We start from the raw sequence: 13,338 nt of genomic DNA, 5'->3' as shown, positions 1-13,338 counted from the left end.
GGGCGATCACCTATCTCACCGGAGGGCCGCGACGGGCGTCGATCAGAGCGAGTTGGCGTTGTTCTGGTCGGTGTCCTCCATGTAGACGATGCCCTCGTCGATCACGTCGGCCGTGCCGCTGAGGCCTTCGCTGCCGTCCGACTTCAGCAGGCTGTCCGAGGCTGGCTTGTAGTTCTTGGCGAAGGCCGTTCCGAACTTGTCGCCACCCCAACAGCCGTCGTACTGCTCGGCGGACGCGTTCATCTTCAGGTACGACTGATGGAACCTGATCGCCGTGTCGCGAAGGCGCGAGTTCTGCTGCCGCGCGCTGTCGACATCGATCCTGGTCGGCTTGCCGCCCATGTCACTTTCCTCCCTGCGGTTCCCTGGTGGCACGGCCGACGACACCGCTGCCGAAGTCGTCACCCACGAACGGCGAGATGAGCTTCTCGAACACGTCCATGGGATTCACCTTTCCGGTGGCGAGCTCGGTGAAGTCGATGCCGGGGACGATCGACTCGCCCATGACGTCGGCCATCTTCCGCACGCACTGCGCGCGGCCGGACCGGATCGTCTCGACCAGCAGGTGCGCCAGTTCGGCCGGGGCCATCGAGCGGTACTTGACGCCGTTGAAGCTGATGTTGGTGAGCTCGCCTCGGCCGTCGAAGGTCATGCTCAACGAACGGTCCTTGGACCGCACGGTGACGTTCTCCTCCTCGATCACCTTGGTCAGCTCGGCAAGCTTGGTCTGCTCGCGCTCCAGTGCCGCCAGGGCGGCCTCGTTGGCCTCGTCGAGCGACCTGAAGTTCGCGAGGTTCCACTCCGTCATTGCGCTTCCTTTCTTTGCACGGCACCGCACGCCCGCTCGTCCGCGGTGAGGTGATGGCCGGCGAGGTGCTCGCGGCCGAGCGGGGCCTGTGCCCCTGTCCCCGGGTTCCAGTTCGAGGCGTCGGCCCGCAACCAGACCTCCGCCCCACGCGGGACGGAGGCGGCGCCGACGACGTTCGCCATGGGGACCGGAGTGAGGCCGGCTCGCATCATGCTGCCCGGCATGGCGGAGCCCGAGGTGAGGCTCGAGCCCGCGGACATGGCCAGCGGCGCGGCCGAGGCGTTGGTGGCAACGGCCGCGGCCGGCGGTCCCGGTGGTGGCGGCGGCGCGACGGGCACGTCGGACGCCGCCGGGGTGGCCGGGGCCGGGGCAGCCACGCGTGCGGTGCTGCCGGTCAGCGAGACCTGTGGGGCGGCGGGGGCGGGTCCCGGGGGCGCCGCCACGCCCGAAGCCGGCGCGGGGCCGGCGGTCGTGACCGGAACGTCCTTGGCGGACACGCCTACGCCCGGGATCGACTCGAGCTTCGCTGGCAACGTCACGAGCTGATCCCGCTGGCCGAGCCCCGCCGAGGTATCCGCCGCCGGCACGTTGCCCTTGCCCTGCGCCACATCGCGCGGCGATCGAGACGAACCGACGCCCGGCTGCGTGAGCACGAAGGGTGCGGCTTGGGGACCCGGGTCCGCCATGCCGGCGAAGCCGGTGAACGAAGGTTCCGTCCGGCCGTGGCCCGGCGGGGCCGGACGCGTGGCGTAGTGGGCGAAGCGAGCAAACGGAGCCGGTGTGTTCGACAGAGCGGCGCCACCCGTCAGCTCGGGCTGTGTCTGCGCTGCACCGAAGGCCCGCGTTCCTCCATGTGCCTTCGTGCCGGCCGTTCCGAGGACGCGGCCGACGCCGACGCGCGGCGCAGGCGCGTACGCCCCGGTGGTGCCCTGGGTGAACGAAGCCGGCAGGATATCGCCGTCGGCGGTCCGCTCCGGCAGCTCCTGCAGGGATTCGCCGAGCTGACGGTACGAACTGGACAGGTCGGCGAGAATCTTGCGGGCCCGCTTGTCCCGGTCGGCCCGGGCGGCGTGGTCGCCGTGATCGTCCTTCATGGACAGCAGGCGTTGCTGGCTGTCCCGGATGACGTCGCCGATCCGCCGCAACACCTGGACGTAGTTGGGGTACCGGTACCGGCTCAACAGCGTCTCGAGGTGCCGTATCACCTGCTCCAGCCGGTTGAAGCGGCCCGGGTCCGGCGTGGTCCACAGCTCCTCGAGCATCCGATGCTGCTTGGCCAGGAACGCCCTGGCGTCCTGCAGAACCGTCACGACGTTCTCGAACGCCCGCGCCTTCTGGTAGAAGGTGTCCGGGTCCGCGGCCATGACCTGATCGAGGACCTCGTCGAAACTGGGCTGGGTTCCGTCTGGGGTTGTCATCGATCAGCTCCGTCCGAGCGTTGAAGACGACACGCCGGTCTCGTCTTCGGACCAGTCCTTTTGCTCACCCTGCAGCCAGGTCGTGCGCTCCCGCTCACGTTTCTGCCCCATGCCGCCGCCCATGCCAGCACCGGCGCCGGGCGGCATCATCGGCGGCACGCCTTCCTCACCGGGACCGCCGACCGACCGGGGCGGAACCGACGACGTGGGCACGCCACCGCTGCCCGGCAGCTCGAAGCCCTGCTGGCGCGCCTGCGCCGCCGGCGCCTCGGGGGACACGGGGACGCCGGTGCCCTTGACTCCGCCGAGCCCCGAACCCCCGACGCCGCCACCACCGCCACCGAGAAAGCTCGACAGGGACGTCTTGCCGAGATCCGGCGGGGCGCCCGTGAAGTCCTCGGGCGACGTGGTGCCGGGCACCGGACTCTGGTAGGAGGGAACGGTTCCCGACAGGCTGCCGAGCGATGACAGCCCGTCGATTCCCGCGCCGGCGACCTGTCGCGTGCCGGCCAACTCGTTCGCCAGTTCTTGGGAAGACAGGCCAGGGCTCTTGGGCACGCTGACCTTGCTGCCAGCGTGGAATCCGCCGCTGTCGCCACCACCTCCGCCAGCGCCGCCTCCGCCAGCGCCGCCTCCGCCACCGTCGCCTCCGCCACCGTCGCCCAGGGCAGCGAGCTGCGCCTTGCTCTGATCGGCCGTCCGCGCGGCCGCGGCCTTCTCCGCGGCGGCTTGCTGCGCGGCAGACTGGCGCGCGTCCGCACTGGACGAACCGCCATCACCGCCGGCACCGCTGCTGTCGCCGCCGCCACCACCGGCACCGCCGCCACCGCCAGCATCACCACCACCGCCGGCACCACCGCCGGCACCGCCGCCACCGGCACCACCGCCGCCGCCACCGCCCAGGGCAGCGAGCTGCGCCTTGCTCTGATCGGCCGTCCGCGCGGCCGCGGCCTTCTCCGCGGCGGATTGCCGGGCGGCAGCACCGTCATCACCAGTGGAGCCGCCGCCGTGGGAGCCGCCACCGCCGCCACCACCGTCCAGGGCAGCGAGTTGCTGCTTGGACTGATTGGCCTTCTGCTCGGCCGCGGCCTTCTCCTTGGCCGCGTCGCCGTCTGTGTTCGCCTTCTTGTCATCACCGCCGTCGATCTGCTTGGTGATGGCATCACCACTGGCCTTCTTCGCCTGTTCGAGGGCCTGCTTGCGGATCGACTCGGGGTCGGACGCGCCGCTGGCGGCTGCCGCCGTCTTGGCAACGTCGTCGATCGCCTTGTCGGAGGTCTCCTTGGCGTCGTCGTACGCCTCGTTCCGGATGGCGTCGGTCTCGGGATCGCCGGTGCTGGTCTTCTTCAGGTTGTCGATGGCGTCGTCGGAAACCTTCTTCGCTTGCGCGAGCGCCTGCTGCCGCTCGGCATCCGCCGAGGAGCTGCCCTTGGGGCCGGTACCGCCGTCCTTGCTGCTCTTGTCCTTGGCACCCTTGGTGCTGCTGACGCTCGACCCGCCGTATCCGTAGGCGCCGGTCGCCGCCGTGTCGGCAGAGGTGCCGCCGTGCGAGCCGGTTTGCTCGCCGGTGTCCTGCGAAACGCCCTTGCCGTCGTGCGCGCTCTGCTGTTCGAGCCCGTCCACGGCCTGTTCGGACGCCTGCTTCGCCTGCTCCAGGGCCTGTTGCCGGACGTCCGCCGCGGTCGTGGCCTTGCCGTCGCCGGTAGGGTCCTCCTTCGCGAGCTTCTCGAGGCGCTGGTCGATCGCGCGCTTGGCGTCCTCGAGCGCCTGACGGCGGGCCGCCGCCTGCGGCGAACTGCTCGCGGGCAGCGTCTGCGCGATCTGGTCGTCGATCGCCTTGTCCGACGCCTTCTCCGCATCGTCGATGGTCTTCTGCCGGATGGCCTGGCGCTGCGCGGGCGTCAGCGCCCCATCGCCACCCTGCCGGCTGCCGTCTCCCTGCTGGCTGCCACCACCCTGCTGACTGCCGCCCTGTTGGTTGCCGTCGCCCTGCTGACTGCCGCCCTGCTGGCTGCCGCCGCCCTGCTGACTGCCACCTTGCTGACTGCCGCCGCCCTTCCGGCCACCGGAGCTGTTCGCACCCGCCGGCGGCTGCATCGGCCGCGCGTCGAAAGCCGCCATGCTGTGCCCACCGCTGGTGTAGGCGGCGGAAAGGTTGGACAGGGACGCGCGCAGCTGGGGCAGCAGGACGTTGTCGACGTCCTTCTTGATCTCATCCTGCATGACCTTCGCACCGTCGACCTTCTGACCGGCCGAGGCCATCGCGGTGATGTACTTGTCGACCAACTGCTCCTTGATGTTGATCCGCATCACGGCCGCGAACATCGCCTGGGACACGTGAACCTGGAACGTCTCCGTGGCGTCGGCGATGCCGTTCAGCGCTCCCGGGTAGGCCGACAGGACGTCGGTCACCGCCTGGCTGCGTCGCAGGATCTGGTTCTGCGCGAAGTCCTGGAACTGCCGCCCGGCCGCGCCCTGGAACTCCCGGTCCAGATTCTTCACCGCGCCGGCGAAACCGTCCTGGAACTGCCGCAGCTTGTCGACCGCGCCCTGGTAGGCCGAGGCGAGCTGCCGGAAACGCGCGGGCGTCTCCTCGTCGAGAGCGGCGCCGGCCAGCTGCTCGAACTCGGCGACCGACGAGATGCCGTCGACGCTCTTGTTGGCCGGCGCGGACAGTGTCTGGTTCCAACCGGAGAAGTTCTGGTCGAAGTCGCCCTCGACCGCAGTCTCCGTGGCGAACACGAAGTCTGGGGTGGAACCGGGGACTGTCATGCGGAATCGTCCTCGCAGCGTGGAAAGTTGCCGGCCCGTTCACGAACTCAGGTGACTGCCAGTGCCTCGCGCACCGGCAGCCACATCAGCCCGGGAACGCCTCCTTGTCGGTCTCGTGGCACCGCGTGCCCGTCGTCGCCGTCCGGTTCACCGGTCAGGCGTCACGGTTCACGTCGGCCGATTCCTGCGTGTCCTGCCACGACTTCAGCCTGGTGGCGTTCACCTCGTGGAAGACGCTGCGGTCGAGGCCGTCGGCGTTGGAGTCGTCGGTCTGTTCGAAGGTGTCGACGACACCGTGTAGGCCGTCGTTGATGTCGTGGCAGACCAGGTGAAGACCCTGGCCGTGCTGGAACGTCCCCTGACCACGCTGGGCGATGACGCCGTCCAGCCAGTGGGCGGCGGGAAAGTTGCCCGACTTCGTCTGGATCGCGCTCACCGCGTGGAACGGGGTGAGATCGTCGACCAGCCCGCCGATGTGGGTTGCGCTCCCGCGCATGCCCTCCGGGTCGATGTACGTGCGATTGTTGACCATGAGTGCGGCCTTTCCGTGACTGCCGATCGGGTGCCGGGCGCGGACCGCCCGGCACCCGATCGACTCAGGCGAACCGGCGCGCGTTCGCGGCGTCGGCGGACTGGAAGTTGCTCGCGCCCTTGGAGACGTTGCCGCCCAGGTGGTTGAGGCGCTCGTTGCTCTGGTTCAGGTCCTGCGAGATCCGCTGGGCGCAGGTGTCGTACGACGAGGACGCCGCGCCCTTGAACTCCTGGAGCAGGCCCTGCACCTGGCTCTTGAGAGCAGAGATCTTCTGCTCCACCTGGGCGTTGAATGCCTTCATCTGCGACACGCCGGTGTCGATCGAGCCGTAGTCGTAGTTGATGACACCGCTCACTGTTAGCTCCTGTCTGAGAGTGGGACGTCGGATGGTGAAGTGGACTCGAGACCGGCTCAGCGGCCGACGCCGGCGGCGTTCGACTCGTCGTGGGCCTGCAGGTCGTTGGCGACCGTGCGCAGGTTCGTCGCCATGGTGTGCAGCTGCTGCACGATGTCGGTCATCTTGGCGTTCCAGTCCTCGTAGACCGGAGTCAGGGCGGTCATCATCGCGCCCTTGTTGACCGAGGTCATGTTCTGGATGTTGGACGACAGGGTCCGCTGGTCGCTCGTGATCTCGTTGGCCAGGTTGAGGTGCTTGTTGGCGATGTCGGTGACATCGTTGGGGGTAAGCTGAGTGGTGTTGCCAGCCATGACGGTGGTACCTCCTGGATGGTTTCTCTTCAAGGCCGTCACGTGGTCGAGCCGGAGCGGCCGCGGTTCAATTAGAGGGCGGAAACAGAGCCCCACTCGCCTCTGGAGCGTCCCGGGGGCGAAGTCCGGGAATTTCCCTCATGAGGGTCACCGCCCGACCATCTGGCTGGTCAGCGCGGCCGCCTGGGTCAGAGCCGGGCCGGTCGGGAGCAGGGCGAGCAGTGCCGGCGACACGCCCACAGCGGCCACCGACGAGTAGCCCAGCGCGCCGACATCCGAGTCGTCCGCGAACGGGTACTTCACGCCCAGATCCGTGATCAGATACTCGGTGCCGGGCGTCGCGTCGGGTGTCGGCAGCGACCGCACGAGGGCCCCGCTGCCCACCGGGATCACCACCTGGTCGGCCGTCGCGCCCTCGACGTGGCGGCCGGAGGGAGGCATGGCGACCGTCTCGGCGGCGCGTGGCAGCATCAGCAGAGTGGCGGTCCGCCCGGCGTCCAGCTGGGGGCTGAACCGCAGGCAGGGTTCGCTCGTCGCGCCGGGATCGGTCAGTGCGGGCGGACTGCCCGGCAAGCCGGAGGACAGCGCGTCGCCGTTGAGCATGGGCACGCCGGCCACATCGCCCGGTCCGATCTCGATCGGCCGCACCGAAGCGTCGGGGTAGGCGTTTTTCGTGCCGGGATCGGCCAGCAGCATGGCGGCGACGGTCCGGCTGACCGGCGTCAGGCCGCCGCCCTGCAGGACGTAGAGCTCGTGCGAACCGGTCGCCGGATTGCGCAGTTCGAACAACTGTCCGATGTGGCCGGTCTTCCCGGCGACGACGGCCCCGGGCTGCCCGATGTCGGCGATCGCCGGCGCCTTCAGGTCACGCCCGACGGGCAGCACGTTCAACCAGGCGGGAGACACCCGCAGGGGTGGGTCGGCGTTGTAGCCCAACGCCTCCAGCGCTGTCGGGTCCGCGATATGGAGCCGGCTCCCCCGCCACACCAGGTAGTCCGCACCGTCCGGAGTGGACACCAGCAGAGCCTGGTCGGGCGGCGTCGGCATCCCGCCGGTCTGGTCCAGCCGCAGCGTCACGGTGGGCGCGCTGGCCACGGCCTGTGGGTCCGCCGGCTTCGCGCACACGGTCCAGGGTGTCGTGTTGAGCTGGTCCGCCCCTGGCAACCCGTCCGGCGCCCCGGCAATGCCGATCGGCGCACCGACCGGCACCCCGGTCAGCGAGTCCCGACCGACCGTGACGAGCTTCGAGCTGTCGCCCGCCGCCAGCAACGCCGAGGCCAAGTTCAGCGCGGGACGCAACTGGCCGTCGGTGTAGAGGTAACGCGCGCCGGTGTCCTTCTCCAGCACCACCGTGCCCGGTGTCCGCCAGGAGTTGTTGCCACTGGGGAAGAGCATGCCGAAAATGCCGAAGCAGGCCACCAGCAGGCCGGCGAGCAGGACGCCGAGGAAGGTGCCGCCGTTGAAACGCTTGTTCGGGTGCTCGGGCACATCCGGCTTGCCGTGCATGAGGCCGGCGACCAGCCGGCCCACGACGAAGAAGTAGGCCTGGACCTGATCCCTCCGGGACTGCATCAGCCGCTCAACCCCCGAACCCAGGCGTACACGTCGAGCACCGCGAGCAGCACCGGCAGCACGGCGATCGCGGTGGCGTACTCGAGGATGTCGACGGCGCGTCCCCAGTACGGCCGCAACCGCTTACCCGGCAACACTGTGCTGAGCACGAGCAGCATGGCCCCGACCGCCACCAGTGGCGTGAGCACCGCCAGCACGCGGTACACCGGGTCGCCGCCGAAGGCCAGTCGCAGCGCGACGGCCAGCACGGTGCAGGCGGCCGGAGCAAGCACGGCCGACCTCGGCACGACCCCGTTCAGGTGGCGGGACCGTAGGAACAGCAGGAGCGCGCAGACACCGGCGAGGATCAGCGGCCACTGTCCACCCGCGACGGTCAGTGCGACGAGCAACACCGCCTGAGCGCCGCCGTAACCGAGGTACAGCGCCTTGAGGTACCCGAACACCACTGCACTGCGGTCGAGCACCACCTGGTGCGGCACCGGTTCGATGTCCTCCCGCACCTCGTGGGACTCGGTGGGCAGCATGGGCAACCGCAGGCCGCCGAGGCGGAACGCGGTGCCGGGCGCGAACAGGCTCAGCACCAGGTTCACCGCGATCCCGATCGCCGCCGCCTCGTGGCGGGCAAGGCCGGACGATGCCCAGATCACCGCCGGCACGAGCAGCAACACCGCGAACACGAGCACGGGGATGAAGACGAGGACGGAGTCGGCGACCGCGACGAGCGCCAGCACGACAACCAGAATCGTGCCGGCGACCGCGCAGACGATGCGGATCGCCACCGGGCCGGCCGAGTCCAACGCCCGAGCCCCGAGCCAGCCGGCCACGCCGGCGTAGCCGAGCGCGATCACCGCGAGCAGCGTGGCATCGACCACTTTTCCCTTGGCCCGGGCCAGTCCCGCCGCCCCGACCACCATCGCCAGCGCCAGTACGAAGGGCAGTGGCCAGAACGGCTCCGCGTGCGGTCCGACCAGCAGGACCACCGGCGCCGTCAGCAACGCCGCGGCGGCCGCGACGCGCAGCATCCACCTGGTACGGTCGGGCGACCACCGGCCGGCGTCGGCCCGGACGCGCTCGGCCACTCCGTCCACCAGGTCGTCGTAGTCCAGCGGGGCCATCTCCTCGCCCCGGGGTCGCAGGTAGACGGTGTCGCCGTCGACCAGGTTCAGCTCGGCAGGCGAGCGATCCTCGTCCAACGGCGGCTCGCCCAGCCGCTGCGCCACCCACCCCTCGTGATCGACGCTCTCCTCGATCCGATCCTTTCCGAACTGGGCCAGGATCGACGGCAGCAGATCGACCAGCTGCACGTCGTCCGGCAGCGCGACGTCCACCGCCTTGTCACCGAGCACGAACCGTAGCCTTGTCGGCACTTTTATGCGATGCTGCGTGCGTTCTTCCATGTGTGCACCGGATTCTTCCTGGCGAGCGACAAGCCGTGCTGCGGAACCTAGGCCGCGGCCGCCCCGAGCCCAGCGCTCGGCGGCGGCCGGCGGGACAGGTCCAGGGAAACCCTTCACCAAAGGAGAGTCCGAGTGGCCACCGAGGTGTTCACGCGAAAGGCGCGGCGGCCCGGGCCGACCGCGCCCAACGACGAGATCGAGCTGCAGCCGCCGCCCGCGGTGCCGGAGACCACGGGCGGCGGGGTCTCGGCGATCCTGATGTACGCGCCGATGGGCCTGAGCTCGCTGGCGATGGTGCTGATGTTCGTCCGCCCCGGCTCCGGCGCGCTGGCCTACGTGGGCGGCGGGCTGATGCTCGTCGCCGCCGTCGGCATGCTCGTGGCCCAGCTGCTGCGGTCGGGGGTGGACCACAAGGAGAAGCTGCACGGCGACCGCCGGGACTACGTCCGCTACCTCGGGCAGCTGCGGGCCCGGATGCGCTCCGCCCTGTCCCAGCAGCACAAGGCCGCCCTGTGGGTGCACCCCGACCCGCGGTCGCTGTGGTCGATGGCGATGGGTTACCGGCTGTGGGAGCGCCGCCCCATGCACGAGGACTTCGGCGAGGTCCGGATCGGGCTGGGCCGGCAGCGCGGCTCGACGAAGCTGCTGCCGCCCGACTCCAAGCCGCTGGAGGACCTCGAACCGCTGTGCGCCCACGCGCTGCGCCGGTTCATCCGCGCGTACTCCACGCTGGACAACGCCCCCATCGCGGCCTACCTGCGCGGTTTCGCCCGGTTGCAGCTGCAGGGCTACCCGGAGCAGGTGCGCGGCCTGGTCCGGGCGATGCTGGCCCAGCTCGCCACCGCGCACAGCCCCGGTGAGGCGCGCATCGCGGTGTGCGTGAACGAGGAGTCGCGTGCGCACTGGGACTGGGTGAAGTGGCTGCCGCACACCCAGGACCTGGACAGCCGGGACGCGACCGGCGCTCGGCGGCTGGTCGCCGACAGCATCACCGAGTTGGAGAAACTGCTCGGCGGCGTCGAGTTCACCGGCCGTCCCCCGTTCGAACCGGACAGCCCGGTCAGCGCCAACGAGCCGTTCGTGGTGCTGGTGATCGACGGTGTCTCGCTGCCCGCGGACCACCGTGTCGGCGAGGAGTCCTACCGCAACACGATCGTCATCGACCTGTCCGGCGCGTTGTCCTGGCAGCAGCGCCCGCACACGTTGCACCTGCAGGTGGCCGACGGGCAGCTCAGCACCGTCGCGTTCGACCGGCTCGGCAAGCCGTCCCCGACTCCGCTGTGCCGGGCGGACTCGCTCAGCCTGCAGGGCGCCGACGCGCTGGCCCGGCTGCTGGCCCGCTATCGCGTCGGCGAGGCGCAGGACAACGAGGAGCCACTGGCCAGCGACTACGAGCTGCCCACCCTGCTCGGTCTCGGCGACCTGCGCACGTTCGACCCGGTCTCCTACCGGCGGTCCAGGTCCAGCGCCCGCCGGCGGCTGCGGGTGCCGATCGGCATGACGTCCACGGGAACGCCGATCGAGCTGGACATCAAGGAGTCGGCCGAGGGCGGCATGGGGCCGCACGGGCTGCTCATCGGGGCTACCGGGTCCGGCAAGAGCGAGCTGCTGCGGACGCTGGTGTTGGCCATGGCGGCGACGCATTCGTCCGAGGAACTCAACCTGGTGCTGGTCGACTTCAAGGGCGGTGCGGCGTTCCTCGGCTTCGACGAGCTGCCGCACACGTCGGCGGTCATCACCAACCTGGCCGACGAGCTGGAGCTGGTCGACCGCATGCAGGACGCGCTGGCCGGCGAGCTCAACCGCCGGCAGGAGCTGCTGCGCGCGGCCGGGAACTACGCGTCCCGCCGCGACTACGAGGCCGCCCGCGCGCAGGGCGCACCGCTGGAGCCGATGCCCGCGCTGTTCATCGTGGTGGACGAGTTCAGCGAGATGCTGGCCAGCAAGCCGGAGTTCGTCGACGTGTTCGCCATGATCGGGCGGCTCGGCCGAAGCCTCGGCGTGCACCTGCTGCTGGCCAGCCAGCGGCTCGACGAGGGGCGGATCAGCAAGATCGAGAGCCACCTGTCCTACCGGATCGGCCTGCGCACCTTCTCGGCCATGGAGAGCCGCAGCGTGCTCGGCGTGCCCGACGCGTACGAGCTGCCCAACAGCCCCGGCAACGGCTTCCTGCGGCCGGACACGCAGACGCTGATCCGGTTCAAGGGCGCCTACAGTTCCGGGCCGTACCGGGCGCCCGTCGCGAAGCGGCTGCGGCGGGCCGAGGTGGAACAGGCCCTGGTCGCCTTCGGCACCGAGTACGTCGCGCCGCAGGCGGTGCGGGAACCAACGGAGGAGGAGACCGCACAGCCGGCCGAGGCAACCTCGACCATGCTGGAGGTCCTGATCGGACGGCTGCGCGGCATCGGGCCGGTGGCGCACCAGGTGTGGCTCCCGCCGCTGAAGCGGCCGGCCACACTCGACCAGCTGCTGCCACCGCTGGTGGACCACCCCGAGCTGGGCCCCCGCCCGGTCGGCGACTACGACACCTCGACGCTGTCGGTTCCGGTCGGCCTGATCGACCTGCCGGCGCTGCAGCGGCGTGACCTGCTGGTCGCCGAACTGGCCGGGGCCAGGGGCAACGTCGGCATCACCGGCGGTCCGCAGAGCGGCAAGAGCACGCTGCTGCGCACACTGATCAGCGCGCTCGCGTTGACGCACACCGCCGCCGAGGTCCAGTTCTACTGCCTGGACTTCGGCGGAACGCTCAGCGCGCTGGCGAAACTGCCGCACATGGGCAGTCTGGCCAGCCGGCTGGACCGCGACCGGGTCACCCGCACGGTGCTGGAGATGTGCAACCTGTTGGAGCGACGCGAACAACTGTTCGCGCAGCACAACATCGACTCGATGAGCAGCTACCGCCGGGCGCGGCGTCAGGGCATGTTCACCGACGTCGACCCGTACGGCGACGTGTTCCTCGTCGTGGACGGCTGGTACACGGTCCGGCAGGACTACGAGGAGCTGGAGGACCGGTTCAGCGAGCTCGCCGCCCGCGGCCTCGGCTTCGGCATCCACCTGGTCGTCGGCACCAACCGGTGGTCGGAGATGCGGCCGTGGCTGCGCGACGTCCTGGGCACCCGGTTCGAGCTGCGGCTGGGCGACCCGCTCGAGTCGGAGGTCAACAGCAGGCTCGCGGCCACCGTGCCGGCGATCCCGGGCCGGGGCATCACCACCGACCGGATGCACTTCCTGACCGCGCTGCCCCGCATCGACGGGACGAGCACCACCGACGACGTGGCCGAGGCGACCGCCGAGTTGGCGGAGTCGCTCGACCTGCCCTCGGCGCCCCGCGCGCCGAAGGTGCGGCTGCTGCCGGCCGAACTGCGGGTCGGCGAACTGCCTCCGCCCACCGCCGCCACGCCGGAGCTGGACCTGACGATGGCGCTGGGCATCGAGGACGTCGGCCTGAACCCGCAGTGGCACGACTTCGACGTCAACCCGCACCTGCTGGTCTTCGGCGACGCCGAGTGCGGGAAGACGAACTTGTTGCGGCACATCGCCACCTCGGTGGCCGCCCACTACGGTCCCGACGAGGGCCGCGTGATGTTCGTGGACTTCCGCCGTGAGCTGCACGACGCCGTTCCCCAGGACAACCAGATCAACTACACGGTCAGCAGCGAAGGGTTGACCGAGTCGATCCGGGAGGTGGCGGAGCTGCTGCAGAGCCGGGTGCCGGGCCCGGAGATCTCCCCGAGCCGGCTGCGCAAGCGCGACTGGTGGACCGGCGGTCGCCTGTTCATCCTGATCGACGACTTCGAGCTGACCGAGACCGGCGGCTACAACGATCCGCTGGAGCCGCTGCTGCCGCTGCTGCCGCAGGGCGCCGATGTCGGGCTGCACCTGGTCATGGCCCGCAGCACCGCGAACGCCGGCCGTGCGATGATGAACCCGGTGGTGCGCCGGCTGTGGGAGCTGGGCAGCGCGGTGATGATGTTCTCCTGCCCCAAGGACGAGGGCGTGTTCATCGGCAACGTGCGGCCGAGGACGCTACCGGTGGGTCGGGCGCAGTACGTCAACCGGCGCCGGTCGGTGAACCTGGTGCAGACCCCGCTCGTGCGGGACTGACCGTCCACAATGGCCGGCCGTCGAGGT

General features: G+C 70.3%; 10 protein-coding genes. 1 reads left to right on the top strand and 9 read right to left on the bottom strand.

The genetic code is table 11. The annotated features are described in order from the left end of the window. Positions 1-42 precede the first annotated feature (42 nt). The 9 genes from BJ998_RS37370 to eccD all read right to left on the bottom strand — a co-directional run bounded on the left by BJ998_RS37370 (position 43) and on the right by eccD (position 9,156). A complete protein-coding gene (locus tag BJ998_RS37370; protein WP_184867995.1) occupies positions 43-342 on the bottom strand; it encodes a hypothetical protein in 300 nt (99 codons plus the stop codon). Between the two features lies 1 nt (position 343). Further along, entirely contained in the window at positions 344-808 is a 465-nt protein-coding gene (locus BJ998_RS37365) for a YbaB/EbfC family nucleoid-associated protein (RefSeq protein ID WP_184867994.1), read from the bottom strand. After that, positions 805-2,226 (bottom strand): hypothetical protein, encoded by a 1,422-nt coding sequence (locus BJ998_RS37360; protein WP_184867993.1) that lies wholly within the window; start codon positions 2,224-2,226, stop codon positions 805-807. The genes BJ998_RS37365 and BJ998_RS37360 overlap by 4 nt, the downstream gene beginning before the upstream one ends. Before the next feature lie 3 nt (positions 2,227-2,229). After that, complete coding sequence (locus BJ998_RS37355; protein ID WP_184867992.1) at positions 2,230-4,968, bottom strand: hypothetical protein; 2,739 nt, start codon at positions 4,966-4,968, stop codon at positions 2,230-2,232. A gap of 184 nt (positions 4,969-5,152) precedes the next feature. Next, positions 5,153-5,530 (bottom strand): hypothetical protein, encoded by a 378-nt coding sequence (locus BJ998_RS37350; protein ID WP_184867991.1) that lies wholly within the window; start codon positions 5,528-5,530, stop codon positions 5,153-5,155. Between the two features lie 64 nt (positions 5,531-5,594). Continuing rightward, the gene (locus BJ998_RS37345) at positions 5,595-5,885 is read right to left on the bottom strand and encodes a WXG100 family type VII secretion target (RefSeq protein ID WP_184867990.1); all 291 of its coding nucleotides are present in this window, start codon (positions 5,883-5,885) and stop codon (positions 5,595-5,597) included. A gap of 56 nt (positions 5,886-5,941) precedes the next feature. Next, entirely contained in the window at positions 5,942-6,238 is a 297-nt protein-coding gene (locus BJ998_RS37340) for a WXG100 family type VII secretion target (RefSeq protein ID WP_184867989.1), read from the bottom strand. A gap of 147 nt (positions 6,239-6,385) precedes the next feature. Then, complete coding sequence (eccB, locus tag BJ998_RS37335; RefSeq protein ID WP_184867988.1) at positions 6,386-7,810, bottom strand: type VII secretion protein EccB; 1,425 nt, start codon at positions 7,808-7,810, stop codon at positions 6,386-6,388. Further along, positions 7,810-9,156, bottom strand: coding sequence for a type VII secretion integral membrane protein EccD (eccD, locus tag BJ998_RS37330; RefSeq protein ID WP_184867987.1), 1,347 nt, complete (start codon positions 9,154-9,156; stop codon positions 7,810-7,812). Before eccD ends, eccB begins: the two co-directional genes overlap by 1 nt. 183 nt (positions 9,157-9,339) lie before the next feature. Here eccD and eccCa point away from each other — a divergent pair, with 183 nt between their 5' ends. Next, positions 9,340-13,311, top strand: a complete 3,972-nt coding sequence (gene eccCa / locus BJ998_RS37325; RefSeq protein WP_184867986.1) for a type VII secretion protein EccCa — start codon at positions 9,340-9,342, stop codon at positions 13,309-13,311. The last annotated feature ends 27 nt before the right edge of the window (positions 13,312-13,338 follow it).

This window comes from Kutzneria kofuensis, from assembly GCF_014203355.1.
Taxonomy (GTDB): Bacteria; Actinomycetota; Actinomycetes; order Mycobacteriales; family Pseudonocardiaceae; genus Kutzneria; species Kutzneria kofuensis.
The sequence above is the reverse complement of the archived record's forward strand: the minus strand, read 5'-3'. Positions and strand labels throughout refer to the sequence as shown.

Excerpts from the sequence above, each read along its gene's own strand:
- BJ998_RS37340 (WP_184867989.1), bottom strand. The coding sequence starts at position 6,238 with ATGGCTGGCAACACCACTCAGCTTACCCCCAACGATGTCACCGACATC.
- eccB (WP_184867988.1), bottom strand. The coding sequence starts at position 7,810 with ATGCAGTCCCGGAGGGATCAGGTCCAGGCCTACTTCTTCGTCGTGGGC.
- BJ998_RS37365 (WP_184867994.1), bottom strand. The coding sequence starts at position 808 with ATGACGGAGTGGAACCTCGCGAACTTCAGGTCGCTCGACGAGGCCAAC.
- BJ998_RS37360 (WP_184867993.1), bottom strand. The coding sequence starts at position 2,226 with ATGACAACCCCAGACGGAACCCAGCCCAGTTTCGACGAGGTCCTCGAT.
- BJ998_RS37370 (WP_184867995.1), bottom strand. The coding sequence starts at position 342 with ATGGGCGGCAAGCCGACCAGGATCGATGTCGACAGCGCGCGGCAGCAG.
- BJ998_RS37350 (WP_184867991.1), bottom strand. The coding sequence starts at position 5,530 with ATGGTCAACAATCGCACGTACATCGACCCGGAGGGCATGCGCGGGAGC.